At 73.0% G+C, this 26,293-nt stretch carries 25 protein-coding genes; 10 read left to right on the top strand and 15 right to left on the bottom strand.

The genetic code is table 11. The features are described 5' to 3' along the window. Positions 1 to 26 precede the first annotated feature (26 nt). The 3 genes from ABS735_RS13455 to ABS735_RS13445 form a co-directional block, all read right to left on the bottom strand. Positions 27 to 455: a VOC family protein gene (locus ABS735_RS13455; protein ID WP_373905827.1), complete on the bottom strand. Its 429-nt coding sequence runs from the start codon at positions 453 to 455 to the stop codon at positions 27 to 29. A gap of 112 nt (positions 456 to 567) precedes the next feature. Beyond that, positions 568 to 990, bottom strand: coding sequence for a PPOX class F420-dependent oxidoreductase (locus ABS735_RS13450; protein ID WP_373905828.1), 423 nt, complete (start codon positions 988 to 990; stop codon positions 568 to 570). 105 nt (positions 991 to 1,095) lie between these two features. Continuing rightward, complete coding sequence (locus ABS735_RS13445) at positions 1,096 to 1,986, bottom strand: NAD(P)-dependent oxidoreductase (protein ID WP_373905829.1); 891 nt, start codon at positions 1,984 to 1,986, stop codon at positions 1,096 to 1,098. A 161-nt stretch (positions 1,987 to 2,147) separates the two neighbouring features. On the opposite strand from ABS735_RS13445, the gene ABS735_RS13440 reads away from it, so the two are divergent. After that, positions 2,148 to 2,612 carry a type II toxin-antitoxin system PemK/MazF family toxin gene (locus ABS735_RS13440; RefSeq protein WP_373905830.1) on the top strand — a complete coding sequence of 155 codons (465 nt, stop codon included), beginning with the start codon at positions 2,148 to 2,150 and terminating at the stop codon, positions 2,610 to 2,612. Here ABS735_RS13440 and ABS735_RS13435 read toward each other — a convergent pair. Continuing rightward, a complete protein-coding gene (locus ABS735_RS13435) occupies positions 2,597 to 3,436 on the bottom strand; it encodes a TIGR02452 family protein (protein ID WP_373905831.1) in 840 nt (279 codons plus the stop codon). The two genes, ABS735_RS13440 and ABS735_RS13435, sit on opposite strands and share 16 nt — an antisense overlap. A 285-nt stretch (positions 3,437 to 3,721) precedes the next feature. On the opposite strand from ABS735_RS13435, the gene egtA reads away from it, so the two are divergent. From egtA to egtD, 4 genes are read left to right on the top strand one after another with little or no spacing between them, the layout of a single operon-like run. Next, the gene (egtA, locus tag ABS735_RS13430; protein WP_373905832.1) at positions 3,722 to 5,020 is read left to right on the top strand and encodes an ergothioneine biosynthesis glutamate--cysteine ligase EgtA; all 1,299 of its coding nucleotides are present in this window, start codon (positions 3,722 to 3,724) and stop codon (positions 5,018 to 5,020) included. Then, positions 5,020 to 6,354, top strand: a complete 1,335-nt coding sequence (gene egtB / locus ABS735_RS13425) for an ergothioneine biosynthesis protein EgtB (RefSeq protein ID WP_373905833.1) — start codon at positions 5,020 to 5,022, stop codon at positions 6,352 to 6,354. Before egtA ends, egtB begins: the two co-directional genes overlap by 1 nt. Further along, positions 6,354 to 7,154, top strand: coding sequence for an ergothioneine biosynthesis protein EgtC (egtC, locus tag ABS735_RS13420; protein WP_373905834.1), 801 nt, complete (start codon positions 6,354 to 6,356; stop codon positions 7,152 to 7,154). The genes egtB and egtC overlap by 1 nt, the downstream gene beginning before the upstream one ends. Beyond that, entirely contained in the window at positions 7,151 to 8,122 is a 972-nt protein-coding gene (egtD, locus tag ABS735_RS13415; protein WP_373905835.1) for an L-histidine N(alpha)-methyltransferase, read from the top strand. Before egtC ends, egtD begins: the two co-directional genes overlap by 4 nt. A 44-nt stretch (positions 8,123 to 8,166) precedes the next feature. Here the strand turns inward: egtD and ABS735_RS13410 are convergent, their stop codons facing one another. Next, positions 8,167 to 9,435 carry an extracellular solute-binding protein gene (locus tag ABS735_RS13410; protein WP_373905836.1) on the bottom strand — a complete coding sequence of 423 codons (1,269 nt, stop codon included), beginning with the start codon at positions 9,433 to 9,435 and terminating at the stop codon, positions 8,167 to 8,169. Positions 9,436 to 9,686: 251 nt separating this feature from the next. Here ABS735_RS13410 and ABS735_RS13405 point away from each other — a divergent pair, with 251 nt between their 5' ends. Next, positions 9,687 to 9,902 (top strand): dodecin, encoded by a 216-nt coding sequence (locus ABS735_RS13405; protein WP_030399431.1) that lies wholly within the window; start codon positions 9,687 to 9,689, stop codon positions 9,900 to 9,902. A 33-nt stretch (positions 9,903 to 9,935) separates the two neighbouring features. On the opposite strand, the gene ABS735_RS13400 is transcribed toward ABS735_RS13405, so the two are convergent. Beyond that, complete coding sequence (locus ABS735_RS13400) at positions 9,936 to 10,427, bottom strand: phosphatase domain-containing protein (protein WP_373905837.1); 492 nt, start codon at positions 10,425 to 10,427, stop codon at positions 9,936 to 9,938. A 97-nt stretch (positions 10,428 to 10,524) separates the two neighbouring features. Between ABS735_RS13400 and ABS735_RS13395 the strand changes: the two genes are divergently transcribed. Beyond that, the gene (locus ABS735_RS13395) at positions 10,525 to 11,544 is read left to right on the top strand and encodes an LLM class flavin-dependent oxidoreductase (RefSeq protein ID WP_373905838.1); all 1,020 of its coding nucleotides are present in this window, start codon (positions 10,525 to 10,527) and stop codon (positions 11,542 to 11,544) included. Between the two features lie 41 nt (positions 11,545 to 11,585). After that, entirely contained in the window at positions 11,586 to 13,931 is a 2,346-nt protein-coding gene (locus ABS735_RS13390) for an ATP-binding cassette domain-containing protein (protein ID WP_373905839.1), read from the top strand. A 46-nt stretch (positions 13,932 to 13,977) separates the two neighbouring features. Here ABS735_RS13390 and ABS735_RS13385 read toward each other — a convergent pair whose 3' ends face one another. The 6 genes from ABS735_RS13385 to ABS735_RS13360 all read right to left on the bottom strand — a co-directional run bounded on the left by ABS735_RS13385 (position 13,978) and on the right by ABS735_RS13360 (position 20,195). Next, complete coding sequence (locus ABS735_RS13385) at positions 13,978 to 14,877, bottom strand: DUF2382 domain-containing protein (RefSeq protein ID WP_373905840.1); 900 nt, start codon at positions 14,875 to 14,877, stop codon at positions 13,978 to 13,980. Between the two features lie 72 nt (positions 14,878 to 14,949). Further along, entirely contained in the window at positions 14,950 to 15,825 is an 876-nt protein-coding gene (locus tag ABS735_RS13380) for a lysophospholipid acyltransferase family protein (protein ID WP_373905841.1), read from the bottom strand. Further along, complete coding sequence (locus ABS735_RS13375) at positions 15,825 to 16,595, bottom strand: GNAT family N-acetyltransferase (RefSeq protein WP_373905842.1); 771 nt, start codon at positions 16,593 to 16,595, stop codon at positions 15,825 to 15,827. Before ABS735_RS13375 ends, ABS735_RS13380 begins: the two co-directional genes overlap by 1 nt. Positions 16,596 to 16,826: 231 nt before the next feature. Beyond that, complete coding sequence (locus tag ABS735_RS13370; protein WP_373905843.1) at positions 16,827 to 17,576, bottom strand: succinate dehydrogenase/fumarate reductase iron-sulfur subunit; 750 nt, start codon at positions 17,574 to 17,576, stop codon at positions 16,827 to 16,829. After that, on the bottom strand, positions 17,573 to 19,522 hold the full coding sequence (locus ABS735_RS13365) for a fumarate reductase/succinate dehydrogenase flavoprotein subunit (protein WP_373905844.1): 1,950 nt from the start codon (positions 19,520 to 19,522) through the stop codon (positions 17,573 to 17,575). The genes ABS735_RS13370 and ABS735_RS13365 overlap by 4 nt, the downstream gene beginning before the upstream one ends. A gap of 1 nt (position 19,523) precedes the next feature. After that, positions 19,524 to 20,195 carry a succinate dehydrogenase gene (locus ABS735_RS13360; RefSeq protein WP_373906211.1) on the bottom strand — a complete coding sequence of 224 codons (672 nt, stop codon included), beginning with the start codon at positions 20,193 to 20,195 and terminating at the stop codon, positions 19,524 to 19,526. A gap of 131 nt (positions 20,196 to 20,326) precedes the next feature. Here ABS735_RS13360 and ABS735_RS13355 point away from each other — a divergent pair, with 131 nt between their 5' ends. Further along, positions 20,327 to 21,211 (top strand): LysR family transcriptional regulator, encoded by an 885-nt coding sequence (locus ABS735_RS13355; protein WP_373905845.1) that lies wholly within the window; start codon positions 20,327 to 20,329, stop codon positions 21,209 to 21,211. A 33-nt stretch (positions 21,212 to 21,244) separates the two neighbouring features. On the opposite strand, the gene ABS735_RS13350 is transcribed toward ABS735_RS13355, so the two are convergent. Beyond that, positions 21,245 to 22,144 (bottom strand): NAD(P)H-binding protein, encoded by a 900-nt coding sequence (locus tag ABS735_RS13350; protein ID WP_373905846.1) that lies wholly within the window; start codon positions 22,142 to 22,144, stop codon positions 21,245 to 21,247. A gap of 180 nt (positions 22,145 to 22,324) precedes the next feature. Between ABS735_RS13350 and ABS735_RS13345 the strand changes: the two genes are divergently transcribed. Then, complete coding sequence (locus ABS735_RS13345) at positions 22,325 to 23,161, top strand: LysR family transcriptional regulator (RefSeq protein ID WP_373905847.1); 837 nt, start codon at positions 22,325 to 22,327, stop codon at positions 23,159 to 23,161. A 122-nt stretch (positions 23,162 to 23,283) separates the two neighbouring features. Here ABS735_RS13345 and rmdA read toward each other — a convergent pair whose 3' ends face one another. Together rmdA and ABS735_RS13335 are read right to left on the bottom strand one after the other, a co-directional pair. Then, positions 23,284 to 25,428 (bottom strand): cyclic Di-GMP phosphodiesterase RmdA, encoded by a 2,145-nt coding sequence (gene rmdA, locus ABS735_RS13340; RefSeq protein WP_373905848.1) that lies wholly within the window; start codon positions 25,426 to 25,428, stop codon positions 23,284 to 23,286. Next, the gene (locus ABS735_RS13335) at positions 25,425 to 26,237 is read right to left on the bottom strand and encodes an SAM-dependent methyltransferase (protein ID WP_373905849.1); all 813 of its coding nucleotides are present in this window, start codon (positions 26,235 to 26,237) and stop codon (positions 25,425 to 25,427) included. Before ABS735_RS13335 ends, rmdA begins: the two co-directional genes overlap by 4 nt. Between the last annotated feature and the right edge of the window lie 56 nt (positions 26,238 to 26,293).

Genomic DNA, 26,293 nt, shown 5'->3' with positions numbered 1-26,293 from the left:
GTCCGGACGCGACGGGCGGACGCCCGTCAGCGGGCCCCGGGCACGTCCTCCGTGACGCCGTTCAGCGGCGAGGACGGGTTGCTGCCGTAGGGGCGGGTGAAGGCCTCCATGCCGTGCCCGGACGGGTCGGTGAAGTACACGCCCCGGCCGCCGTCGTTGCGGTTGATCCGGCGCGGGTGCCGGCCGTGCGGGTCGGCCTGGACGGGTGTCCCGCCCGCGACGAGGCGGGCGAGCACGCCGTCGAACTCGTCCTCGGAGACGAGGAACGCGTAGTGCTGCACGGGGATGTCGATGTCGACGGTGGCGAAATCGAGGGTGACGCCGTTGGCGGTCGTCACGGGCAGGAACATTCCGGCCGGATCGCCGACCTCGAGACCCAGGATTCCGGCGAGGAAGCGGGCGGACTTCTCCCGGTCGCGGGAGAGAACGATGGTGTGGTTGAACTCGACTGACACGGTCAATGCCTCCACGGGCATCTCCGCGGCGCCTCCATGCCTCACCCGGACGGTGACCGACACGCGATGCCGCGCGGCGATCATACGCCCGCTCCGCCCCCGCGCCCCGGGCTCAGCCGGACTGGTCGCTGTCCTTCATCTCCCCCCAGCCGTGCCAGCGCTCCACCTCGATCCAGGCGCTCACCCGGGGACGCTCCCGGTCCGGGTACGGGTTGCCCGTGTAGTGCCGGGAGAGACGGTCGATGCCGGAGAGATCCTCGTCGTCGCGCGTCTCGGCGACGCGGCCGATGAGGGTGACGTGCGTGTACCAGTCGTCGCCCGCGAGGACGGTGAGGGTGACACGCGGATCGCGGCGCAGGTGTCCGAGGCGTACGCGGCCCGCGTCGAGGTTGATCAGCACGCGGCCGTCGTCGTCCCACGCGTACCAGGTGGGCGTGGAGACGGGGGCGCCGTCCGAGCGGAGGGTGGCCATGACGCACGGGTTGGGGCGGCGCAGCAGTTCGACGGCCTCGGGCGGCAGCGGCGGCTTGGACATGCGGGCTCCTCGGGATCGGTGTGGTCCGGCACCGGTTCCGGTCGCCGGTGTCGGTGTCGGTGTCGGTGTCGGTGTGGTCTCGGGCACCCGGTACCCCGGGCGGGCTCAGTCGGTCGTCTTCTCCTCGAAACTGGCGAAGTAGGCCGCCACCATGTCCTCGTCGCCGTGTCCCTGGGCGGCGGCCCGGGCGAACCGTTGCGCACCGGCCGCGGCGAGGTCCAGACGGACGCCGTTCGCCTCGCCGGCCTCGACGATCAGGCGGGCGTCCTTCTCGGCGGTGGCGACGGCGAACTGGGCCGGCGTCAGCGCGCCGTCGCGGATCAGACCGGCCTTGGCGCGCAGGTAGCCCATGTCGAGCGGACCGCCGGCGATGGCGTCGAAGAAGCCGTCCGGGTCCACGCCCAGCGCCTTGGCGAGCGCCAGGACCTCGCCGACCGCGTTGGTGGCGGCGAGGACCCAGCTGTTGGCCACCAGCTTCAGCCGGGTCGCGCTGCCGGCCGCGCCGTCCTCGCCGGTCCACACGGTGCGGGAGCCGACGGCGTCGAACACGGGCACCACCCTGTCCCGTGCCTCGCCGGGCCCCGCGGCCAGCACCAGCAGTTGACCGGCCTCGGCGGGCTGACGGGTGCCGAGGACGGGGGCGTCGAAGAAGACGAGGCCCTGCTCGTGGGCGAAGGCCGCCAGGTCGGCGACCGCGTCGACGCCCGCGGTGGTGGACTGCGCCCACACGGTGCCGGGACGCAGGCCGGGCTCGGCCCGCCGCATGACGTCGAGGGCGGCGGGACCGTCGTACAGCATCGTGAGGACGACGTCGGCGCCGCTGACGGCCTCCTCCGGGCTGCCGGCGACGTGCGCGCCGTCGGCGGCCAGTGGCTCGGCCTTGTCCCGGCTGCGGTTCCAGACGCGGAGGGTGTGCCCGGCGCGGGCGAGGTTGCGGGCCATCGCGGCACCCATGATGCCGGTGCCCAGGACGCTCACGGTGAGCTGGTCGGTCATGACGTCGCCTTCTGCCTCGAACTGACTCGTACCGATTCGTACTGGCTCGCCCGACTCGTGCGGTCGGTGGCCGGGCCTCTCGAAGTCGGGCCCGGGGGCCAGCCTGCCACTCGGCGCGGGTCCCCGCGCGTCCGCGCGGGAACGTCCCGTACGGTACGGCCGTGAGCGCCTTCACCGACGACATCGACAGCAACGGCGAGACCGTCCCCGGCCGTTACGGTCCCTCCGCCACCGCCGAGGCCGATCCCCGGGACGTGGGCCGGGTGCGGACCGAGTACTCCCCCGCGCACGACGGCGACCCCGATCCCGGCGAGATCGTCTGGACGTGGGTGCCCTTCGAGGAGGCGGACGGCCGGGGCAAGGACCGGCCCGTCCTCGTCGTGGCCCGGGAGGCGGCCGGGACGGTGCTGGCCGTGCAGCTGTCCAGCAAGCGGCACGACGGGGACCGGGAGTGGGTACCGATCGGGAGCGGGCCGTGGGACCGCTCCGGACGCGACTCCTGGGTCGGCGTGGACCGGGTGCTGCGCCTGCACGACGCCGGGATGCGCCGCGAGGCCTGCGCCCTGGACCGGATGCGCTTCGACCTCGTACGGCAGCGGCTGCGGGAGCGCTACGGCTGGAGCTGACCGGAGCGGGCCGCGCCCTCCGGGAAGGCGCGGTCGAACGCCGCCCGGACGACCGCGCCCGGGGTGCGGTCCAGGATGCCGAACGCCACCCGTTCGAAGGCACCGGCGAACCGCCCGCCGGGGCCGAGCAGCGCACGGAACGCGCCGGCGACCTGGGCGGGGTCGTTGCGGAACACCCCGCAGCCCCAGGCGCCCAGCACCAGTCGCCGGTATCCGTGGGCCGCGGCCGTCTCCAGCACCCGCTCGGCGCGCACGGCGAGGGCGGCGGGCACTTCCGGGGCGCGCTCCGGGGCCGTGCGCAGCACCACGCCGGCGTTGGGCGCGGCGGAGGTGAGGAATTCGGCCGTGTACGGCTCGTCCAGCAGGCGGCCGCGGTCGTCGCGGAAGACGGGCACGCCGGGCGAGTGGATGACGCGGTCCGTGTAGAACGGGTCGCGGTGCGCGCGGTGGTGGTCGTAGAACTCGCGTACCCGCACCAGGCAGGTGTACAGGGCGGAGGCCCGGCACAGGGCCTCTTCCTGGGCCTGGGCGCCGTTGAGGTAGCCGCCGCCGGGGTTGCGCGCGGAGGCGAAGTTGAGCACGGCGACCTCGCCGCCGAGGCGGCGGGCGGCCTCCAGGCTGCTCTCGCCGGTGACCTCGAAGACCGTCCGCACCGGGACGGAGAGGGCCGGCTCGACGGGCCCGGGTCCGTACATGCGCGTACCGTCCCGTGCCGCCTCGATCGCCGCCGCGACGGACACCTCGCGGCCGTCGGACCTGCGGTAGGCCCCGGCCGCGACGATCTGTTCGGTCTGTTGTGCGATGCCTCGCAGGCGCGCGCTCACGGCGCCACCCCCGTGGACGCCGTGACCGCGCGCGGCGCGGTCTTCCCCGTCGTGCTCATGCGGGAATCCTGGGTGATGCTGGGATGCGGTGCAACGGAGTTTCCCGACCGGCGAACGCCCGGGAAAAGCCCCGGAAACGGGCGGATCGCGGAGATTACCGAGCAGGAACGTCCCGATATGCACCCTTGTGCGGAGCGACGCAAGGGTCTTGGGTGGGACGAGTGTGCCGGCCCGGCCCACCGCAGAAGGGCCGGCGGCATGGTGGAATCTCAGGAGGATCCCGACATGTCCGATCCGGTTGGTGGCTGTATCCGGCCACGTACCGCCGTCAGTGAGGCCGAGGTCGAGGCGCTGGTCCACGGCATCTGCTTCAAGACCGGTCCGCCCAGGCTCCTCGGCGTCGAGGTGGAATGGCTCGTCCACGAGCTGCGCGCGCCGCGGCTCCCCGTGTCACCCGAACGGCTCCGCGCGGTGTACACCGCACTGCGGGCCGTGCCCCTGAGGTCGGCGCTGACCGTCGAACCCGGCGGCCAGCTGGAGCTGAGTTCGCTCCCCGCCGCCTCCCTGATGGAGTGCGTCCGCTCCGTCTCCGCCGACCTGGACGCCGTCCGCGCCGTACTGCGCGAGGACGGCCTCGCCCTGGTCGGCCTCGGCCACGATCCCTGGCAGGCGCCGCGCCGCTACCTGCGGCAGCCGCGCTACGACGCCATGGAGTCCTGTCTCGACCGCACCGGCCCCGGTGGCCGCTTCATGATGTGCGCCTCCGCCTCCGTGCAGGTGTGCGTGGACGCCGGGCACGAGGAGCCGGGGCCGCTGGGTCACGTGCGCCGGTGGTGGCTGGCCCATCACCTGGGTGCGGTCCTGCTGGCCGCGTTCGCGAACTCCCCGCTGTCCGGCGGGCGTCCCACCGGCTGGCGGTCCACCCGGCAGCTGCGGTGGACGCAGATCGGCGCCGGCCGGGCGGGCGGTCCCCCGCTGGACAGCGACCCGCGCGGCGCCTGGGCCCGGCACGTGCTGGACGCCCCGGTGATGTGCGTACGCCGCGACGGCGGTCCCTGGGACGTGCCGGAGGGCCTGACCCTGCGGGAGTGGACCCGCGAGCTGGTGCCGAGGCCACCGACCAGGGAGGATTTGGACTACCACCTGACCACGCTCTTCCCGCCGGTACGGCCGCGCGGTCATCTGGAACTGCGCATGATCGACGCGCAGCCCGGGGACGACGGCTGGATCGTGCCGCTGGCGGTGACCGCCGCTCTGTTCGACGACCCGGAGGCCACCGAGACCGCCTACCGTGCCGTCAAGCCCCTGGCCGAGCGCACGCTCGGCCTGCCCGCGCCGCACAACCCGCTGTACGAGGCCGCGGCCCGGGACGCCCTGACCGACCCCGAGCTGCGCGAGGCGGCCGTCACCTGCTTCGCCGCGACGCTCGCCGCACTGCCCCGGCTCGGCGCGAGTGCCGAGGTGACGGACGCCGTCGCCGAGTACATGGGGCGCTACGTCCTCAGGGGCCGCTGTCCCGCCGACGATCTGCTGGACATGCCGGGCGGCGCCGGCCGTGGCCCGCACGGGAGGGAGACCCGCTGATGACCGACCCCACTGACGCGACCACGACCACCACCGCCGAGGCCCTGCGGGAGCGGGCCCTGACCACGCTCGTCACCGCCCGGGAGCGCACCACTGTGCTGACGAGTTGCGTGGAGGGTCCCGACCTGACCGCCCAGGTGTCGCCGCTGATGTCCCCGCTCGTGTGGGACCTGGCGCACATCGGCAACCAGGAGGAGCAGTGGCTGCTGCGCGCGGTCGCCGGGCAGGAGGCGATACGCCCGGAGATCGACGGCCTGTACGACGCCTTCGAGCATCCCCGCTCCGAGCGGCCGAGCCTGCCGCTGCTGTCACCCGCCGAGGCCCGCCGGTACGCGGCGGACGTGCGCGGACGGGCCCTGGACGTGCTGGAGCGCACCGCGTTCGACGGGACGCGGCTGACGGAGGCGGGCTTCGCCTTCGGGATGATCGCCCAGCACGAACAGCAGCACGACGAGACCATGCTGATCACCCATCAGCTGCGCACGGGCCCGCAGGCCCTGACCGCGCCCGACCCGGACCCGGTACCGCTGTTCACCGGACCGGCCGAAGTCCTGGTTCCGGGCGGCCCGTTCACGATGGGCACGTCGACCGAGCCGTGGGCACTGGACAACGAACGCCCCGCGCACCGGCGCGAGGTGGCGCCGTTCCACATCGACACCACCCCGGTGACCAACGGGGCGTACCTGGCGTTCATCGACGACGGCGGCTACGACGACCCGCGCTGGTGGAGCCCCGAGGGCTGGGACCACATCCGCCGGCACTCCATCACCGCCCCGCTGTTCTGGCGCCGGGACGGCGGGCAGTGGCTGCGGCGCCGCTTCGGAGTGACCGAGGCGGTCCCGGCCGACGAGCCGGTGCTGCACGTGTGCTGGTACGAGGCCGACGCGTACGCCCGCTGGGCGGGACGCCGGCTGCCCACCGAGGCCGAGTGGGAGAAGGCCGCACGGTACGACCCGGCCGGCGACCGCGCCATGCGCTATCCGTGGGGCGACGCCGACCCGGGTCCGGAGCACGCCAACCTCGGGCAGCGGCACCTGCGTCCGGCGCCCGCGGGCAGCTACCCGGCCGGTGAGTCGCCGCTCGGCGTACGGCAGTTGATCGGCGACGTGTGGGAGTGGACGTCGAGCGACTTCGCCCCGTACCCGGGCTTCCGGGCGTTTCCGTACCGGGAGTACTCGGAGGTCTTCTTCGGGCCCGAGTACAAGGTGCTGCGCGGCGGTTCCTTCGCCGTGGACGCGGTGGCCTGCCGGGGCACGTTCCGCAACTGGGACTATCCGATCCGGCGGCAGATCTTCTCCGGGTTCCGCACGGCCCGGTCGCAGGAAGGCGTCTGATGTGCCGACATCTGGCCTACGTGGGCCCCGGGGAGCCGCTCGGCGATCTCCTCGTGACGCCGCCGCACGGTCTGTACCGCCAGTCCTGGGCACCGCGGCACCAGCGGTACGGCACGGTCAACGCCGACGGGTTCGGCGTCGGCTGGTACGCCGCGGGGGACCCGGTGCCCGCCCGGTACCGCCGGGCCGGCCCCATCTGGGCGGACCAGTCCTTCGCCGACCTCGCCCGGGTGGTACGGACCGGCGCGCTGCTCGCCGCCGTACGGGACGCGACGCTGGCCGGCGCCGACGCGGAGGCGGCCGCGGCGCCGTTCGCCGCGGGGACCTGGCTGTTCAGCCACAACGGCGCCGTGGCGGGCTGGCCGGATTCGCTGGCTCCGGTGGCCGCGACGCTGCCGCCCGGGGAGCTGCTGTCGCTGGAGGCGCGCAACGACTCGGCGCTCGTGTGGGCGCTGGTCCTGGCCCGGCTGCGCGCCGGGGACGACGAGGGCAGGGCGCTGGCCGAGACGGTGCTGGAGGTCGCCGCGGCGGCCCCCGCCTCCCGGCTCAACCTGCTCCTGACGAACGGCGCCACCGTCACGGCCACCACCTGGGGCGACACCCTGTGGTACCTGTCCCGTCCGGGTGGCGGCACGGTCGTCGCCTCGGAGCCCTACGACGACGACCCCGGCTGGCATGAGGTCCCCGACCGCACCCTGCTCGTGGCGAGCCACGCGGAGGTGCGGCTCACCGCGCTCAAGGTCCCGGGCGCATCCGCCCCCGCAGACGCTTTCGTCTCCCCGAAGGAGCCCCGCACGTGAGCCAGTTCCGTCTGACCCGGACGCTGCCCGAGGACGCCACGGACGCCGCCCTGCGCGCCGACGTCCTGGCGGGCCTGACGAGCACGCCCAAGTGGCTGCCGCCGAAGTGGTTCTACGACGCGCGGGGCAGCGAGCTGTTCGAGGCGATCACCGCGCTGCCCGAGTACTACCCGACCCGGGCCGAGCGGGAGATCCTCGTCGACCGGGCCGGGCAGATCGCGGCGGCGACCGGCGCGCGCACCCTGGTGGAGCTGGGCTCCGGCTCCTCGGAGAAGACGCGTGTGCTGCTCGACGCGCTGACGGAGCGGACCGGGCTGCGCGGCTATGTGCCGGTCGACGTGAGCGAGAGCGCCCTCACCCAGGCCGGGCAGGCGCTCGTCGCCGAGCGTCCGGGCCTCCAGGTGCACGCGCTGATCGCCGACTTCACGGGAGGACTGACGCTGCCCGACACGCCGGGCCCCCGGCTGGTCGCGTTCCTCGGCGGCACCGTCGGCAACCTGCTGCCCGAGGAGCGCGCCGTGTTCCTGGCCTCCGTCCGCGCCCTGCTCTCCCCGGGCGACAGCCTGTTGCTGGGCACGGACCTGGTCAAGGACGAGGGGGTGCTGGTCCGCGCGTACGACGACGCGGCCGGGGTGACGGCCGAGTTCAACAAGAACGTGCTGTCCGTGATGAACCGCGAGCTGGAGGCCGACTTCGCGCCCGCGGCCTTCGAGCACGTGGCGCTGTGGAACGCCGAACGGGAGTGGATCGAGATGCGGCTGCGCTCGCGCACCGCGCAGACCGTCAAGGTCCAGGCGCTCGACCTGGCCGTGGACTTCGCGGACGGGGAGGAGCTGCGCACCGAGGTGTCCGCGAAGTTCCGGCGGGAGGGTGTGCGGGCCGAGCTGGCGGCGGCCGGGCTCGACCTGGCCCACTGGTGGACGGACGGCGACGGCCGTTTCGCCCTGTCGCTGAGCGTGGCGCGCTGAGCGAGCCCTGCTGAGCCGTGCGGGCCGGCCCCGCCGCGGGTCGGTCAGCGCGCGTTGGCGTCCAGCAGTTCGGTGATGCGGTCGGAGGCCTTCCGGGCCTCCGACTTCGCGTCCGCCCCCTTGAGCACCTTCGTCATGTACTCCTTGATCGGGTTGTCCGCCTCGACGGCACCCCACTGGGGCGTGCCTGGGGTCGCCCGGCCCTGTGCGGCGCCGGCCGCCATGGCCTCGATCCCCTCCTCGCCGGAGACCTCCTTGGCGAGCGACTTCTTGTTCGGGACGTAGTTCATGGTGCGGGCCAGGTCGGTGTTCCACTTCTCGCCCGCGAGCGCCTCGATCACGGCGAGGGCGCCTTCCTCCTGGTCGGTGTTCTTCGGGACGACGAGGTCGGAGCCGCCGGTGAAGACGGCGCCGGGCTTGTCGGCGTTCTTGCCGGGCACGGGGAAGAAGCCGATCTTGCCCTTGAGGCCGGGGTTCTCGCGCAGGATGGACTGGGCCTGGCCCGGCACCGCGATGATCTGCGCGACCTGTCCCTTGGCGAAGACCCCGGCCTGCGGCGGGTGTTCCTCGTCGGCGTCGACCGGGCCGTCGCCCAGGGCCTGCAGTTCGCGGTAGAAGTCCATGCCGCGCAGGGCCGCCTCGGAGTCGAGGGCGCCCGTCCAGACACCGCCCTCGCCCGCCTGGGTGGCCAGCTCGCCGCCCTCGTCCCAGATGAAGCCGGAGAGCGTGTACCAGTCCTGGCCGGCCAAATAGATGCCCTGGTCGCCGTTCTTGTCGAGCTTCTCCGTGGCGGCGATCCACTCCTCGCGGGTGCGGGGCGGCTCGTTGACGCCCGCCTGCTCGAAGAGGTCCTTGCGGTAGATGACGACGCGGTTGGCCGCGTACCAGGGGACGCCGAACTGCTGGGACATCCACAGCCCGGGTTCGGCGAGGCCGGGAAGCCAGTCGCGGATGCCCCAGTCGCGCATCGACTCCAGGGTCAGGTCCTGCAGCCGGCCGCCCTCCGCGTACTGCGGGACCTGGGTGTTGCCGACCTCGATGACGTCGGGTCCGTCCGTGCCGTCGGCCTTCAGCGCGGACTGCACCTTGTCGCCGATGCCGGTCCACTCCTGGATGCGGATGTCCACGTCGAGGTCGGGGTGGTCGGCCTCGAAGCCCTCGGTGAACCGCTTCAGGAAGTCCTGCGAGGCGCTGTCCTTCATCAGCCACACGGTGACGGTGCGGCGGTCGCCCCCGCCGTCCTGCGAGATCAGACCGCAGCCGCTGAGCACGGAGGCGGACACACAGACAAGGGCAAGGAGGCGACGTCTCACGAGGGGTCCTTCTGACTGACGAACAGAGGGCGGAGGCAGGTGCGTCCTGCACACGCGAAGGGAGACCCGACGTGGGGGACGAGCCCGAGGCTCGAACGGGTGTCTGGGATTTTGGTATGGACCATTACAAAGGTCAAGGGGAGGTACCGGACGGTTTCCACCCCGAACGCCGATGCCTCGCGCTCCGTCCCGACTTGGGGCACGGTGGAGTGACGCGGGGCACACCGCTGTCCCTCGGAAGGGAGCACCCGATGTCGAACCACACCTACCGGGTCACCGAGGTCGTCGGAACCTCGCCCGACGGCGTCGACCAGGCCGTCCGCAACGCCATCACCCGCGCCTCGCAGACCCTGCGCAAGCTGGACTGGTTCGAGGTGACGCAGGTGCGCGGCCAGATCGAGGACGGGCAGGTCGCGCACTGGCAGGTCGGCCTGAAGCTCGGCTTCCGTCTGGAGGAGTCGGACTGAGGCGCCCGGAGCCCACCTGGACGATGACGTCCGTCAGGTGCGCCCCTCGCGCTCCTGCGCCACGCGCAGTTCGGCCGACCGGGCCGCCCAGCGCGCCCGGAGCACGGTGAAACCGGCCCGCTCGGCGTCGTCGCAGACCAGCTCGTCGTCGTCCACCAGAACCCGCACCTCACGGGTCCGTGCCAGGTGCCGCAGGATCTCCAGCTTGGTGCGCCGGGCGGGCCTGCGGTCGGCGTTGCCGCGCATGTGCACGGGGCCCTCCGGCAGGCCGTGCGCGGCCAGCCAGACGAGCGTGTCGCGCCGGCAGCGCTCGGGCCGTCCGGTCAGGTAGACGATCTCGCACTCCTTCGCGCTCTCGCGCACCAGCGCGACGCCCTGCGCGAGCGGCGGATCGTGCGGCGCGGCGGCGAAGAAGGCGTCCCAGTCGCGCGGCCTGCGCTCCAGGAACCGCTGCCGGTGCGCGGTGTCGGCAAGGGTGTTGTCCAGGTCGAACACGGCCACCGGGGGCTTGCTGCTGTCGCTCACCCGCCCACCCTAGAGCGCGCCGCCGGGAAAGGGTGCCGCAGTCCGCGCGGGGAGCGGGTACCGGGAATCTGTGCGGCGTGCGGGCGTTGAACACCATGTGACCTCCAGCCTCGCCACCACCCGCTTCTCCGTCCTCGACCGCTCCCGCATCCGGGCGGGCCATACCGCCGGGGAGGCGCTGCGCGACACCGTGGAGCTGGCACGGGAGGCGGAGCGGCTGGGCTACCACCGGTTCTGGGTGGCGGAGCACCACGGCGTGCCCGGCGTTGCCGGGTCGGCGCCGACCGTCCTCGCCGCCGCCGTGGCGGGGGCCACGCACCGCATCCGTGTCGGCACCGGGGGCGTGATGCTGCCCAACCACCGGCCGCTGGTCGTCGCCGAGCAGTTCGGCGTGCTGGAGTCGCTCTTCCCGGGCCGGATCGACATGGGGCTCGGCCGCTCGGTGGGCTTCACCGACGGCGTCCGCCGGGCGCTGGGCCGGGAGAAGGACGACGCGGAGGGCTTCGACGCGCAGCTGGCCGAGTTGCTCGGCTGGTTCCGCGGCACCTCGCCCACGGGCGTGCACGCGCGCCCCGCGGAGGGGCTGACCGTGCCGCCGTTCGTGCTGGCGATGGGCGAGGGCGCGGCCGTCGCCGCGCGTGCGGGGCTGCCGATGGTCATCGGGGACCTGCGCGACCGGGACCGGATGCGCCGCGGCATCGACCGCTACCACGCCGGGTTCCGTCCCTCCGAGTGGAGCGCGGAGCCGTACGTCGTCGTCTCCGGCACCGTGGCGGTGGCCGCGACGCCCGAGGCGGCCCGGCGGCTCCTGGTCCCGGAGGCATGGTCCATGGCCCACGCCCGCACGCGCGGCTCCTTCCCGCCGCTGCCCCCGGCCGAGGAGGTCGAGGCCCGGACGATGACCGGCAAGGAGCGCGACCTGTACGACGCGGGTCTCGCGGGCCACGTCGCCGGCACGGAGGAGCAGGTCGCCGACGAGCTGGAGACGCTCCTGAAGGAGACGGGCGCGCAGGAGGTCCTGGTCACCACCAGCACGTACGACCGCGAGGCGCTGCTCGACTCCTACCGGCGGCTCGCCCGTGTCACCGGCACCGGGCCGCTCGGCACCCCGGCGTAGAATCGCGGAGTTTGTCCCCCCACCGTACGGAGTTCCCCGCGATGCACAGCCCCCACGACCCGTACGTCCGCGTGCGCGACGCCCGCGAGCACAACCTCAAGGGCGTCGACGTGGACGTCCCCCGGGACGTGGTGGCGGTGTTCACCGGCGTCTCGGGATCGGGGAAGTCGTCGCTGGCCTTCGGGACGGTCTACGCGGAGGCGCAGCGGCGTTACTTCGAGTCGGTCGCGCCGTACGCCCGCCGGCTCATCCACCAGGTGGGCGCGCCGAAGGTGGGCGAGATCACCGGGCTGCCGCCCGCCGTGTCGTTGCAGCAGCGGCGGGCGGCCCCGACGTCCCGCTCCTCGGTGGGGACGGTCACCAACCTCTCCAACTCCCTGCGGATGCTCTTCTCCCGCGCGGGCGACTACCCGCCGGGCGCCGAGCGGCTGGACTCCGACGCCTTCTCACCGAACACGGCGGCCGGGGCCTGCCCCCGGTGCCACGGGCTCGGCCGGGTGCACCGCACCACCGAGGAGCTGCTGGTCCCGGACCCCTCGCTGTCGATCCGGGACGGCGCGATCGCCGCGTGGCCGGGCGCCTGGCAGGGCAAGAACCTGCGCGACGTCCTGGACGCGCTCGGGTACGACGTGGACCGGCCCTGGCGCGAGCTGCCCGCCGAAGCGCGGGAGTGGATCCTGTTCACCGACGACCAGCCGGTGGTCACGGTGCATCCGGTGCGGGACGCGGGCCGCATCCAGCGGCCGTATCAGGGCACGTACATGAGCGCCCGGCGCTACGTGATGAAGACGTTCGCCGACTCGAAGAGCGCCACGCTGCGGGCGAAGGCGGAGCGCTTCCTGACCAGCGCGCCCTGCCCGGTGTGCGGCGGCGGCAGACTGCGGGCCGAGGCCCTGGCGGTGACCGTCGGCGGCCGCAGCGTCGCCGAGCTGGCCGCACTGCCGCTCACCGAGCTGGCCGGGCTGCTCCCGACCGAGGGCGAGACGGCCAGGGTGCTGACCGAGGACCTCACCTCCCGCATCGCGCCCGTCGTCGAGCTGGGGCTCGGCTATCTGAGCCTCGACCGGCCCACCCCCACCCTGTCGGCGGGCGAACTGCAGCGGCTGCGGCTGGCGACCCAGCTGCGGTCCGGGCTGTTCGGTGTCGTGTACGTCCTCGACGAGCCCTCGGCGGGTCTGCACCCGGCGGACACCGAGGCGCTCCTGACGGTGCTGGAGCGGCTGAAGGCGGCCGGCAACTCGGTGTTCGTGGTGGAGCACCACCTGGGCGTGATGCGCGGCGCCGACTGGATCGTGGACGTCGGTCCGCTGGCCGGCGAGCACGGCGGGCGCGTGCTGTACAGCGGTCCGGTCGACGGGCTGGCCGAGGTCGCGGAGTCCGCCACCGCCCGTCACCTCTTCGGCCGCTCTGCCGCGCCCGTCCGCGAGGTACGCACCCCGCGGGGCACGGTGACGGTCGGTCCGGTGACCCGGCACAACCTCCGCGGGGTGACCGCGCGGTTCCCGCTCGGGGTGCTCACCGCGGTGACGGGCGTGTCGGGCTCCGGGAAGTCGACGCTGGTCGGTGAGCTCACCGAGGAACTGGCGGGGGTGGACCGGATGGTCTCCGTCGACCAGCGGCCGATCGGCCGCACCCCGCGCTCCAACCTGGCCACGTACACGGGCCTGTTCGACGTCGTGCGCAAGGTCTTCGCCGCCACCGACCAGGCGCGGGAACGGGGTTACGGCGTGGGCCGGTTCTCCTTCAACGTGGCGGGAGGGCGCTGCGAGACGTGTCAGGGCGAGGGTTTCGTCAGCGTCGAGCTGCTGTTCCTGCCGAGCACGTACGCGCCGTGCCCCGACTGCGGCGGGGCGCGCTACAACCCCGAGACGCTCGAAGTGACGTACCGGGGACGGAACATCGCCGAGGTGCTGGACCTGACGGTGGAGGGCGCGGCGGAGTTCTTCGCGGACACACCGGCGGTGGCCCGCAGTCTGGCCGCGCTGCTGGACGTCGGTCTCGGCTATCTGCGGCTCGGCCAGCCGGCGACGGAGCTGTCCGGCGGAGAGGCGCAGCGCATCAAGCTGGCGAGCGAGCTGCAGCGGGGGCGCCGCGGGCACACCCTGTATCTCCTCGACGAGCCGACGACCGGTCTGCACCCGGCCGATGTCGAGGTGCTGATGCGCCAGTTGCACGGTCTCGTCGACGCCGGGCACACGGTGGTCGTGGTCGAGCACGACATGAGCGTGGTCGCGGGCGCCGACCACGTGATCGACCTGGGGCCGGGCGGCGGAGACGCCGGGGGCCGGATCGTCGCCGCGGGGCGGCCCGTCGAGGTGGCGCGGGCCGGGGGGAGCGCCACGGCGCCCTATCTGGCCCGGGCCCTGGACGGCGGGAAGCGCCGGTGAAGTCGGTTCACCGGCGCACGGTCCCGCACTGACGTCGGGGGGACGGTCACTCGCGGCCCCGGCGCTTGTCACCCCGCCGGGTCTCGTCCTCGGTGAAGGACTCGGTCTCGGCCTCGATGCGCTCCTTGCGGACCTGGCCGCGCACCGTCTCGTTCTCGGTGTGCTCCTCCGTGGTCATCCGGACGCGCTCCACCGGCACCGTCTCCGTCTCCACGACGGGGCGTTCCGCGTGCAGCGTGACCTCGTGCTCGGCCTCGCTGATCTCCGGTCCGGCCAGGGCCTCGTCACGGTTGGCTTCCGTGATGGGCTCGCGCACCACGCGCACTTCCTCGTGGCTCACCGGAACGGTCTGCTGGACCTCTTCCGTGACCACGTACTTGTGGAGCCTGGCCCGGCCCGACTCGTGCCGTTCGACGCCGACGTGCATCTGCTCCTCGGAGCGGGTCATGGCATCGTCGTCGCGCATGCCCTCGCGCCGCATGGCGTCCTGGCGGCCGGTCATACCGCCCGCCGTACCGGCCGCGCCCGCGGCGCCCGCCGCTCCGGCGGCCCCGGCGGCTCCCGCCGTGCCCGGTCCCGCGGCCCAGCGGCCGTCGTCGGTGCGCTCGGCCTCGGACAGCACGCTGTCCCAGTTGATGCCGTAGTAGTCGTAGAGCCGGTGCTCCTCGGTCTCCGACAGATGGCCGCCCGCGTCGACGTCGACAGAGGGCGCGCCCTTGACCTGGTCCTTGCCGTAGGGAACCTCGAGGTGGTCCTGTACCAGCGCGGCGTCGCGGATGGGCACGAAGGACTCGGCGGAGCCGAACATGCCCGTCTTGACGCTCACCCACTCGGGGCGCCCGGTCATGTCGTCGAAGAAGACATGCTTCGCGTCGCCGATCTTGTTGCCGTCCCCGTCGTAGACCGGTTGGTCCAGGACGTTGGCGATCTCTTCACGGGTGATCATCTGCCATCACCCTCCTTTCGGGTGCCTGCTTTCCGATTGTCCGCATCCAGCGGTGAGGAAACGGCACAAACTTCACAAAGCACACATACTTTTCGAAGGTGCTTTCCCCCGGTGACCGTGAGCGTGATCGATGGTGTGGTGGTGCCCGTGACCGCCGGCCCGGCCGTGGACCGCCTGCTGAGCGGCCTCGGCGAGGCGACGGCGGTCACGGTGACGGCCGGGCGGTACGGCCGGACGCACTTCCACCTCGGCGGTCAGTCCCCGCGACGACGCCACCCGCCAGAGGGAGGCGAGCAGTGTGTCCACGCCGACGAACGCGGGTGTCGTGCTCACCGCCCGCTCCCCGGACCGGTAGCGGATCCGGACCGGCTGGACCGGCACCCCGGCGTCCAGGGCGGCCTGGAACACCGCCCGGCTGAAGGGCCCTCGCGCGCGTCCGCACCAGGTGCTGCCCTCGGGGAAGGCGGCCACCGCGGCGCCCGCGCCCAGGACCCGGGCGATCGCGTCGACCGTGTCCGGCAGGGCCCGCAGCCGGTCCCGCTCGATGAACAGCACCCCGGCGCGGGCGGCCGGCCCGCCCGCCACCGGCCAGTGCCGGATCTCGCTCTTGGCCAGCATCCTGGCGGGGCGTACGGCGGCGAGCAGGGGGATGTCGAGCCAGGAGACATGGTTGGCGACCAGGAGCAGCCCGCCCTCGGGGACGGCGGCGCCCGTGACGCGGACCCGTACCCCCGCGGCCCGCACGACCCACCGGCACCAGCTCCGCACCAGGGCCGCGGGCAGCCTCCCCCGCAGGCCGGACGGCGCCAGCACGACGGCGATCCCGGCGAGGAGCAGCACGGCGACCGCGGTGAGCCGCAGCACGGCGCGCGGCACGGCCGCCGCGGTACGGGCCGGTTCCACGCACGCCCCGGGGGTGCAGGGCGCGGCGGGCAGCCAACCGCTCATCAGGCCGGGACCAGCGAGAGGAAGTGCCGCAGATAGCGCGGGTCGACCCGGCTCATCGGCAGCAGCACGTACAGGTCCGCGACGCCGAAGTCCGCGTCGTGCGCGGGTTCCCCGCAGACCCAGGCGCCGAGCCGGAGGTAGCCGCGCAGCAGGGCCGGCAGCTCGGTGCGGGCGGCGGGCGGCGCGGCGCGCGGGATCCACGGGAGCAGCGGCCGTACCCGGTACTCCTCGGGCGCCAGGTGCTTGGCCCGCACCCGGTCCCAGGCACCGGCGGCGAGGGCCCCGCCGTCGGCGAGGGGGAGCGAGCAGCAGCCGGCCAGCCACTCGTGGCGCCGGTCGGTCATGTAGCGGGCTATGCCCGCCCAGACGAGCCCGATGACGGCACCGTCGCGGTGGTCGGGGTGCACGCAGGAACGGCCGACCTCGACCAGCGAGGGACGGATCTCGTCCAGCGCCGCGAGGTCGAACTCCCCCTCCGCGTACAGCCGTCCGGCGACCGCCGCGCGCTCCGGCGGCAGCAGCCGGTAGGTCCCGACGACCTGCCCGGTGGTCTCCTCGCGCACGAGCAGGTGGTCGCAGTACGCGTCGAAGGGGTCGACGTCGTACCCGGGTTGCGGGCTCGCCAGCAGCGCGCCCATCTCCCCGGCGAAGACGTCGTGCCGCAGCCGCTGCGCGGCCCGCACGTCGTCCTCGTCGCGGGCGAGGGCGACGGTGTAGCGGCGGGGAGCGGCGGGCTTCGGGGGGCGGTCAGCGGTCAGTACGCCGGTCATGGGTGCTCTCCTGGTCGTGAGAACGGTGGTCGTGGGGACGGCTCCGCCCCAGTTCTTCCGACGTCGGCTGTACTGCGCATGACGACTGCCGGGAGCGCGGATGTGCGCTTCCTGAATGCCGGGAGCCCGGCCGTCCTTCCCGGACGCCGGGCGCGCACAAGCGAAACGGGGCCGGGAGGAGCACCTCTCCCGGCCCCGTCCGTCCGCACCTGTCGGCGAACGTCGGTGGGGCTACTTCTTCGCCACCTTGCGCGTGGCCCGCAGCCATTCCTTGTTCATGCTGGTGATGGACACCAGCGGGATGCCCTTGGGGCAGGCCGTCGCGCACTCGCCGGTGAGCGTGCAGCCGCCGAAGCCCTCGTCGTCCATCTGCGCCACCATGTCGAGCACTCGCGTCTCGCGCTCGGGCGCGCCCTGCGGCAGGACGTTCAGGTGGTTCACCTTCGCGGAGGTGAACAGCATCGCCGCCCCGTTCGGGCAGGCCGCCACGCACGCGCCGCAGCCGATGCACTCCGCGTGCTCGAAGGCGAGGTCGGCGTCCGGCTTGGGCACCGGCGTGGCGTGCGCCTCCGGCGCGGCACCGGTGGGCGCCGTGATGTAGCCGCCCGCCTGGATGATCCGGTCGAAGGCCGAGCGGTCGACGACCAGGTCCTTGACGACCGGGAAGGCGGACGCCCGCCACGGCTCGATGTCGATGGTGTCGCCGTCCTTGAAGGACCGCATGTGCAGCTGGCAGGTGGTGGTGCGCTCGGGGCCGTGGGCGTCGCCGTTGATGACCAGCGAGCAGGCGCCGCAGATGCCCTCGCGGCAGTCGTGGTCGAAGGCGACCGGGTCCTCGCCCTTGAGGATGAGCTCCTCGTTGAGGGTGTCGAGCATCTCCAGGAAGGACATGTCGCTGGAGATTCCGTCCACCTCGTACGTGGACATGGCGCCGTCGGCGTCGGCGTTCTTCTGCCGCCAGACGCGCAGGGTGAGCTTCATGCGTAGCTCCGCTGGGTGGGGTGGACGTACTCGAAGACCAGGTCTTCCTTGTGCAGGGTGGGGGCCTCGCCGGTGCCGGTGAACTCCCAGGCGGCGGCGTAGCCGAACTCGTCGTCCCTGCGGGCCGCCTCGCCGTCCGGGGTCTGGGACTCCTCGCGGAAGTGGCCGCCGCATGACTCGGCCCGGTGCAGCGCGTCGAGGCACATCAGTTCGGCGAGCTCCAGGTAGTCGACGATGCGGTTGGCCTTCTCCAGTGACTGGTTGAACTCCTCGCCGGTGCCCGGGACCTTGATCCGCCGCCAGAACTCCTCGCGGATCTGCGGGATGCGCTCCAGCGCCTTGCGCAGTCCGGAGTCGGTGCGGGCCATGCCGCAGAACTCCCACATCAGCTCGCCGAGTTCGCGGTGGAAGGAGTCCGGGGTGCGGTCGCCGTCGACGGACAGCAGCAGGTTCAGCCGGTCCTCGGTCTCGGCCAGCACCTTTTGCACCGCCGGATGCGCGTCGTCGACCTCGTCCCCCAGCGGGTTGCGGGCGAGGTAGTCGTTGATGGTGGCCGGCAGGACGAAGTAGCCGTCGGCCAGGCCCTGCATCAGCGCGGAGGCACCGAGCCGGTTGGCGCCGTGGTCGGAGAAGTTGGCCTCGCCGATCGCGAACAGGCCCGGGACGCTGGTCTGGAGGTCGTAGTCGACCCAGAGGCCGCCCATCGTGTAGTGCACGGCGGGGTAGATCCGCATCGGCACCTTGTACGGGTCCTCGTCGGTGATCCGCTGGTACATGTCGAAGAGGTTGCCGTACTTGGCCTCGACGGCCCCCCGGCCCATGCGCTCGATGGCGTCGGCGAAGTCCAGGTAGACGCCCTGGCCGCCGGGACCCACTCCCCTGCCCTCGTCGCAGACGTTCTTCGCGGCGCGGGAGGCGATGTCGCGGGGGACGAGGTTGCCGAAGGACGGGTAGATGCGCTCCAGGTAGTAGTCGCGCTCGTCCTCGGGGATCTCGTTCGCGGGCCGGTCGTCGCCCTTGGCCTTCGGCACCCAGATCCGGCCGTCGTTGCGCAGCGACTCGCTCATCAGCGTCAGCTTGGACTGGTGGTCGCCGGTGCGCGGGATGCAGGTGGGGTGGATCTGCGTGAAGCAGGGGTTGGCGAAGTGGGCGCCGCGCCGGTGCGCCCGCCAGATCGCGGTCGCGTTGGAGTTCATGGCGTTGGTCGACAGGTAGAAGACGTTGCCGTAACCGCCGCTGGCCAGGACCACGGCGTCCGCGAAGTAGGTGTCGATCTTCCCGGTGATCAGGTCCCGGGCGACGATGCCGCGGGCCCGGCCGTCCACGACGATCAGGTCGAGCATCTCGGTGCGCGCGTGCATCTCGATGTTGCCGGCCGCGATCTGCCTGCTGAGGGCCTGGTAGGCGCCGAGCAGCAGCTGCTGCCCCGTCTGGCCGCGGGCGTAGAAGGTGCGGGAGACCTGGACGCCGCCGAAGGAGCGGGTGTCGAGCAGTCCGCCGTACTCGCGGGCGAAGGGCACGCCCTGGGCCACGCACTGGTCGATGATCTCGACGGAGATCTGCGCGAGCCGGTGCACGTTGGACTCCCGGGAGCGGAAGTCGCCGCCCTTGACGGTGTCGTAGAACAGGCGGTGGATCGAGTCGCCGTCGTTGCGGTAGTTCTTCGCGGCGTTGATGCCGCCCTGCGCGGCGATGGAGTGGGCGCGGCGCGGGGAGTCCTGGTAGCAGAACTGGACGACGTGGTAGCCCTGTTCGGCGAGGGTCGCGCCGGCGGAGCCGCCCGCGAGGCCGGTGCCGACGACGATGACGGTCTTCCCGCGCCGGTTGGCGGGGTTGACCAGCTTCGCCTCGAAACGGCGCGTGTCCCAGCGCTCGTTGACGGGCCCGGCGGGGGCCTTGGTGTCGGCGACCGGCGCACCGGTCGTGTAGTCGGCGTAGGTTGTCATGTCAGCTCACCACTCCGGTCATGACGCCCACGGGGACGGCGATGAAGCCGATCGTGAGCAGCAGCGCGAGGACGTTCGCGGTCGTCTTCAGGGCGCGGTCGCGGGTCCGGCTGCCGGCGCCGAGGGTCTGGGCGGCGCTCCAGAAGCCGTGCTGGATGTGCAGGCCGAGGGCGAGCATCGCGACGATGTAGATGACGTTGCCGTACCAGGTGGAGAAGGTGTCCACGACGTTCTGGTAGGGCTTGCCGGTCTCGAAGCCGCCGGAGTGCACGGTGCCGGTGGTCAGGTCGAGGATGTGCCAGACGATGAACAGGCCGAGGATGATCCCGCCCCAGCGCATGGTGCGCGTCGCGTAGCCGGCACGGGCCTTCTTGTGCACGTACTTGCTGGGCCGCGCCTTGATGTCGCGGCGGCTGAGCTGGTACGCGGAGACGGCGTGGGCGACGACGGCGACGACCAGCACGACGCGGATCAGCCAGAGCGTCCACTCGTAGTGCATGAACGGCTCGCCGACCGTGCGCAGCCAGTGGGCGTAGTGGTTGAACTCCTCGACCCCGAAGTAGATCTTCAGGTTCCCGATCATGTGGGCGACCAGGTAGAGCAGCATGACGAGACCACTGACCGCCATCACTGTCTTCTTGCCGACGGTCGAGTCCCACACGGTGCGCGCCATGGACGGCCGTCGGTCCGTCCGCGTTGCCAGAGCCATGTCACAGGACGTTACGGGTACGGGGCCTCATCGGTCCAAGACATGGAACGCCTGGTTTCCATAGGCCTTGTCTATCAACAACGTATGCTTGCGGTATGCAGTTGCAACAGCTCCAGTACTTCGTGGCGGTCGCCGAGACCCGGCACTTCACCCGGGCCGCCGAAGTGGTGCACGTGGCGCAGCCGTCGCTGTCGCAGCAGATCAAGGCGCTGGAGCGGGAGCTGGGCGCCGATCTGTTCCTGCGGGCGCGCGGGAACATCACGCTCACCGACGCCGGGGAGGCGCTGCTGCCGCTGGCCCGGCGCATCCTGGCGGACGCGGACACCGCGCGGCACGAGGTGCTGGAGCTGGCTCAGCTGCGCCGCGGCCGGGTCAGGCTGGGCGCCACCCCGAGCCTGTGCACCGGCCTGCTGCCCGACGTGCTGCGCGCCTTCCACGACCGCTATCCCGGCATCCAGCTGCTGATCGAGGAGGGCGGCTCGCACGACCTGGTGCGCGAGCTGGCGCGCGGCGCGCTCGACCTCGCGCTGGTCGTGCTGCCGCTGCCCACCGCGTCTCCGGCGCTGACCACGGTGGAGCTGCTGCGGGAGGACCTCGTGGTGGTGTCGTCCCCGGAGTCGCCCCGGCCGGGCGGCGGGCGCCGTGCCGTGCGCATCACCGACCTGGAGGGCGAGCGTCTGGTGATGTTCCGGCACGGCTACGACCTGCGGGAGCTGACCGTGGCCGCGTGCCGCTCGGCCGGGTTCGAGCCGGACTTCGCCGTGGAGGGCGGGGAGATGGACGCCGTGCTGGGCTTCGTGCGGGCCGGGCTCGGCATGGCGGTCGTCCCGCGGATGGTGGCCGCCCGTTCCGGGCGCGGGCTGCGGGTGACCCCGCTGGCCCGGCCCGGCCTGTACCGGACCATCGCCCTGGCCCACCGCAGCGACGCGGCACCGCCGAGGGCGGCACGGGAACTGCAGCGGATGCTGCTGGAGCGGTGACGGCGGATGCCGCCGGCGCGGTGACGGTGCGGTTCAGGCGAGCACGGCCGGCCTGAGGACCTCCTCGCACCAGCGGCGGAAGCTCGTGGGCGCGGTGTCCGGGGTGCTGGGCTCGGCCACGCCGTAGAAGCCCTGCTCGTCCATCGCCGAGGCCATGTCCGCCAGCCCCTGGGCGCCCGCCTCGCTCGCCCCGAAGCGCAGGGCGGACGCCCGGTACGCCTCCGGGGTGGTCTCCCGTACCCGTACCGGACGGCCCAGTACCTCGGACAGGACCTCCGCCATGCCCGCGGGGGTCAGCTCGTCCGGGCCGACCATGGGGACGTCGGCGCGGCCGGTCCAGGAGTCGTCGAGCAGCAGGCGGGCGGCCGTGGCGGCGATGTCGGCGGTGGCACAGGTCCGCAGGACCCGGTCCGCGGCGTACGCCATGCGGAACTCGCCCGTGTCGCGCAGGCCGGCCGCCTGCCCGAGCAGGTTCTCCATCAGGAAGGGCGGGCACAGCGCCCGGTAGCGCACGCCGGTGGCCGCGATCCGCTCGTCCATGGCGAGCGAGGCGGAGATCGGCCCGGCGTCCTTCGCCACGCCGCGTCCCAGGCTGGAGACGGCGACGACCCGTGCGACGCCCTGCCGCGCGATCACCTCGCACAGCGGCTGCGTGAAGTCGCGGAAGTGGCCCTCGACGCTGTCGGCGCCGGGCGCGGGCGGCACCAGCCAGAACACCTGGTCGGCACCCGCGCAGGCCGCGCCCAGGACCTCGGGGTCGGCGTGCGAGCCCTGGAACACTCCGGCCCGCTCCCGGGCCCGGGCGGTGAGGCGGCCGGGATCGCGGGCGATCACTCGCAGGGAGGTCCCGCCGCCCTGGGCGTCGAGGCCGTCCAGGACGTTGTCGAGGACCTGCCGGCCGATTCCGCCGGTCGGGGTGGTGATGACGATCACGAGCACAACTCCGGTTCAGGGAAGGAGAGGAGAGAGGGACCGCGCCGGGGGGAAGCCCGTTCCGTTCGCTTCCCGGCGCTCTTTCATCCTGTTCGCCGGTCCGGCGGAACTGAAGGATCGATCGGATCCCGCTTGTTACCCTGAGGGCAATACCGGCCTGCACCGGAGGGGAGGCGGAGCATGGAATCGCGGTCCCTGCGCTACTTCGTGGCAGTCGCCGAAGAGCTCAACTTCGCGCGCGCCGCCGAGCGACTGGGCATCTCCCCGCCGCCCCTGTCCAGGGCGATCCGCCGGCTGGAGGACGAGCTGGGCGTCACCCTGTTCGAGCGCACCACCCACAGTGTCACCCGGACCCCGGCCGGGGACGTACTGCTCGCCGAGGCCCGCGTCGCGCTGGACGCCCTGGAGGCCGCCGGACGGCGGGCCAGGCGGGCGGCCGAGGAGCCGAAGCTGGTGCTGGCCATGAAGGCCGACGGGGACGCGGGGCTGCTGGAGCCGATCCTGGCGCGCTACGCCCGCGAACCCGGGTCCGTGCCGGTCGCCGTCCGGCTGTGCGGGTGGCAGGAGCAGCCGCGGCTGCTGCGGGCCGGCGAGGCGGACGTCGCCCTGGTCCACGCGCCGTTCGACGGGACCGGCCTCGACACGGAGACGCTGGCCGCCGAACCACGCGTCGCCGTCCTCGCCGCGGACCATCCGCTCGCCGCCCGCGACCGGCTGGAGCTGGCCGACCTCGGCCTGGACGTCGGCAGCGTGGAGCGGCACATCGACGAAGCCCGGCGCGGCCACGGCGACCTGGCCCAGGTGCTCACGGCCGTCTCCCTCGGGAAGGTCGTCACCCTGCTGCCCGCGTCGGTCACCGCACGCTATCCGCGCCCGGGCGTCGCCTACCGTCCGGTCCTGGACGCCCCTCCGGTCGTCCTCGCCCTCGCCTGGCCCCAGCAGTCGCGCTCGACGGCCACCGCGGCCCTCGTCCGCGCGGCGACGGAGGCCGCCGAGGCCGCGCGTGACGGGGCCTGAGCCGAACCGCGCGTGACGGAGCCCGAGCCGAACCGCGCGTGACGGAGCCCGAGCCGAACCGCGCGTGACGGAGCCCGAGCCGAACCGCGCGTGACAGGGCCCGAGCGGACCGGCGGCCGCGCTCAGCCCGTGGCGTCCACCAGTGCCAGCTCGTGCAGCCGCTCCGGCGGGCCCGGACGGGCGTAGTACCAGCCCTGGGCCGTGTCGCAGCCCAGTATGCGCAGCTGCTCGGCCTGGGCGCCGGTCTCCACGCCCTCCACGGTGACCGCGAGGTCCAGGCTGTGGGCGAGGGCGACGATCCCCTCGACGATCTTCAGGTCGACGGGGTCCGCCGGGAACTGCTGCATGCTCTGCGTGAACGAGCGGTCCAGCTTCAGGACGCTCACCGGCAGCCGGCGCAGGTTGGCCAGGTTGGAGTAGCCGGTGCCGAAGTCGTCCAGGGCGATGTCCACGCCCATCTCGGCCAGCCGGCGCAGCGGTTTCAGCAGGCCGTCGTCCGCGCCGATCAGCGCCGACTCGGTCACCTCCAGGCACAGCGCGTCGGGCGCGACGCCGGTCCGCTCCAGGATCTCGACGGTGTCCTGGACCAGACCGGGGTGGGTGAGCTGGCAGGGCGAGAGGTTGACGTTGATGCGCAGCGGCCCGGCGGCGGTCGTCTCGCCGTACCGCTCCCGCCAGACGCGGGCCTGGCGCACCGACTGCTCCAGCACCCAGCGGCCCAGCGGCACGATCAGCCCGGTGTGTTCCGCGAGCGGGATGAAGCGGTCCGGGCCGAGCACCCCGTGCTGCGGGTGCAGCCAGCGCACCAGCGCCTCGGCGCCGCGCACACTGCCGTCGCCGAGGTGGACCAGCGGCTGGTACTCGATGAAGAACTCGCCCCGCTCCAGGGCCGCGGGGAGCGCCGTGGTCAGCCCGTGCCGGGTGATGACGCGGGCGTCGGCCTCCGGGTCGGCCAGCTCGAAACGGTTGCCGCCCGCCGACTTGGCCCGGTACATGGTGATGTCGGCGCTGCGCAGCACCTCCGCCGGGCTGCGCTCGCCGGCCGGGCCCTCGACGATGCCGATGCTGCCGCGCACGGTCAGTTCGCGGCCGTCGACGCTGATCGGGGCGAGCAGCGCGTTCATGATGCGCCCGGCCAGCTCGTCGACCTCGTGCCGGGTGTCCGGGCCCGTGGTCAGCGCCACGAACTCGTCGCCGCCCAGCCGGGCCACCATCTCGCCGGGCGCGGTGGCGCAGGCCTGGAGGCGGTCGGCGACCTCCACGAGCAGCCGGTCGCCGGCGGCGTGGCCGAGGCTGTCGTTGACTGTCTTGAAGCCGTCGAGGTCGAGGTAGCACAGGCCGAAGCGCTGGCCCGGGCCCGCGTTCAGGGCCTTCTCCAGGCGTTCGAAGAAGAAGCTGCGGTTGGGCAGGCCGGTGAGCGCGTCGTGCGTGGCCTCGTAGCGCAGCCGGAGGTTGAGCAGCCGCCGCTCGGTGGTGTCCTCCATCAGCGCGAGCTGGTACTGCGGGATGCCGTCGGCGTCGCGCAGCAGGGAGACCGTGAGGTTGGTCCACAGGACCGTGCCGTCGGGCCGGTAGAAGGCCTTCTCCACGTGGTAGTGCTCGCGCTCGCCGCGCACCAGCTCCTCGTAGAGCCGCCAGGTCTGCGGCGCGTCGTCGGGATGCGTCCACTCCGTCGCCCTGCGGCCGCCCAGCATGGGGTCGGCCATGCCGAACATGCGCATCAACGCGTCATTGACCTGGAGGACGTTGCCGTCCAGGTCGGCGATGCCGATGCCTATGGCGGCGCCCTCGAAGACCGCGCGGAAGCGGGCCTCGCTGGCGTGCAGGGCCTCGGCCACCACGCCCTGCGCCCTCAGGGCGGCCTGCGCGATGGCCTCCTGCTCGGCGAGGGTCCGGGTGCGCAGCGCCCCGGCGAACCCGGCCGCCATCGCGTGCTGGAGCCGTGCCGAACGGGCGCGCAGGTCCTCCGGGTCGCCTTCCTCGCCGCAGTAGAGCACCAGGTAGGCGTCGACGCAGTCCAGCGTCCGTGAGAGCGCCTCGGGGTCGGTGCAGTGCGAGTCGACGAGCGCGGCGCCGACCGCCCGGGCCTCGGCCGCGTCGAAGCTCCGCGCGCGCAGCACCTCGCTCAGCCGACGGGCCAGCGGCAGCAGTTGCGCCTCGAACTCCGGCCGTGTGGACGAGGTCGAGGTCACCGGGAACACCGCCCGGCTCCAGATCGTCGCGAACCGGCGCAGTCTGTCCTCCGGCCCGTCCGGCTCCGCGCTCACGCCGTACGCCCCACGCCGGCGAACCCGGAGAACGCGTACGGGTCCTCTTCCTCGGGCTCCCCCTCCGGCCTCCAGCGCGGCATCGGAACCAGTCCGGGTTCCACCATGTCGTACCCCTTGAAGAACCGCGCGATTTCCTCGCGCGAACGCATGATCAGCGGATTGCGAATGTCTTTGTACACGTCCACCGCGCCCCCGGCCCGCTCGGCGGGCAGCGGGATGTTCTCGTACGAGGCGTGCGTGAGGACGAGCAGGCTGCCGGGGGCGAGCGCGTCGCTCAGCTCGGCCACCGCCGCGTACGGGTCGTCCTCGTCTTCCACGAAGTGCAGTATGGCAACCAGCAGCAGGGCGACCGGTCGATTCAGGTCGATCAGCCGCTCCACCTGGGGGCCGGCCAGGATCTCGGCCGGCTTGAGGAGGTCGCCGGCCACGACGTCCGCGTCGTCGTTGCCCGCCAGGACCGCCTCGCTGTGCGCGACCGCCACCGGGTCGTGGTCCACGTACACCACGCGGGCGCCGGGGCGGCTGCGTCCGGCCACCTCGTGGACGTTGCCGAAGGTGGGGATGCCGGAGCCGATGTCCAGGAACTGGTCGATGCCCTCGTCGGCCGCGAAGCGCACGGCCCGGCGCATGAACGCCCGGTTGGCCTGCATGATCTTGGGGAGTCCCGGCATGAACTCCATGGCCCTGCGGGCCGCTTCCCGGTCGACCTCGAAGTTGTGCGAACCACCCAGGTAGAAGTCGTAGATCCGGGACACGCTGGGCACCGAGATGTCGATGCTGCGAGGGGCCCAGGCGGGACGCTCCATCTAGCTCTCCAAGGCATAGGCGATCCGGTGTTCGAGCTGAGGCTACTGATCGCCTG

The organism is Streptomyces sp. MMCC 100 (assembly GCF_041538145.2).
GTDB lineage: Bacteria > Actinomycetota > Actinomycetes > Streptomycetales > Streptomycetaceae > Streptomyces.
Note: the sequence above shows the minus strand (reverse complement) of the source record. Positions and strands in the feature narration are given on the sequence as shown.

Excerpts from the sequence above, each read along its gene's own strand:
- ABS735_RS13365 (WP_373905844.1), bottom strand. The coding sequence starts at position 19,522 with ATGACAACCTACGCCGACTACACGACCGGTGCGCCGGTCGCCGACACC.
- ABS735_RS13445 (WP_373905829.1), bottom strand. The coding sequence starts at position 1,986 with ATGACCGACCAGCTCACCGTGAGCGTCCTGGGCACCGGCATCATGGGT.
- ABS735_RS13335 (WP_373905849.1), bottom strand. The coding sequence starts at position 26,237 with ATGGAGCGTCCCGCCTGGGCCCCTCGCAGCATCGACATCTCGGTGCCC.
- ABS735_RS13370 (WP_373905843.1), bottom strand. The coding sequence starts at position 17,576 with ATGAAGCTCACCCTGCGCGTCTGGCGGCAGAAGAACGCCGACGCCGAC.
- ABS735_RS13375 (WP_373905842.1), bottom strand. The coding sequence starts at position 16,595 with ATGACCGGCGTACTGACCGCTGACCGCCCCCCGAAGCCCGCCGCTCCC.
- ABS735_RS13405 (WP_030399431.1), top strand. The coding sequence starts at position 9,687 with ATGTCGAACCACACCTACCGGGTCACCGAGGTCGTCGGAACCTCGCCC.
- egtC (WP_373905834.1), top strand. The coding sequence starts at position 6,354 with ATGTGCCGACATCTGGCCTACGTGGGCCCCGGGGAGCCGCTCGGCGAT.
- ABS735_RS13450 (WP_373905828.1), bottom strand. The coding sequence starts at position 990 with ATGTCCAAGCCGCCGCTGCCGCCCGAGGCCGTCGAACTGCTGCGCCGC.
- ABS735_RS13355 (WP_373905845.1), top strand. The coding sequence starts at position 20,327 with ATGCAGTTGCAACAGCTCCAGTACTTCGTGGCGGTCGCCGAGACCCGG.
- egtB (WP_373905833.1), top strand. The coding sequence starts at position 5,020 with ATGACCGACCCCACTGACGCGACCACGACCACCACCGCCGAGGCCCTG.
- egtA (WP_373905832.1), top strand. The coding sequence starts at position 3,722 with ATGTCCGATCCGGTTGGTGGCTGTATCCGGCCACGTACCGCCGTCAGT.
- ABS735_RS13360 (WP_373906211.1), bottom strand. The coding sequence starts at position 20,195 with ATGGCGCGCACCGTGTGGGACTCGACCGTCGGCAAGAAGACAGTGATG.
- ABS735_RS13380 (WP_373905841.1), bottom strand. The coding sequence starts at position 15,825 with ATGAGCGGTTGGCTGCCCGCCGCGCCCTGCACCCCCGGGGCGTGCGTG.
- ABS735_RS13385 (WP_373905840.1), bottom strand. The coding sequence starts at position 14,877 with ATGATCACCCGTGAAGAGATCGCCAACGTCCTGGACCAACCGGTCTAC.
- ABS735_RS13390 (WP_373905839.1), top strand. The coding sequence starts at position 11,586 with ATGCACAGCCCCCACGACCCGTACGTCCGCGTGCGCGACGCCCGCGAG.
- ABS735_RS13345 (WP_373905847.1), top strand. The coding sequence starts at position 22,325 with ATGGAATCGCGGTCCCTGCGCTACTTCGTGGCAGTCGCCGAAGAGCTC.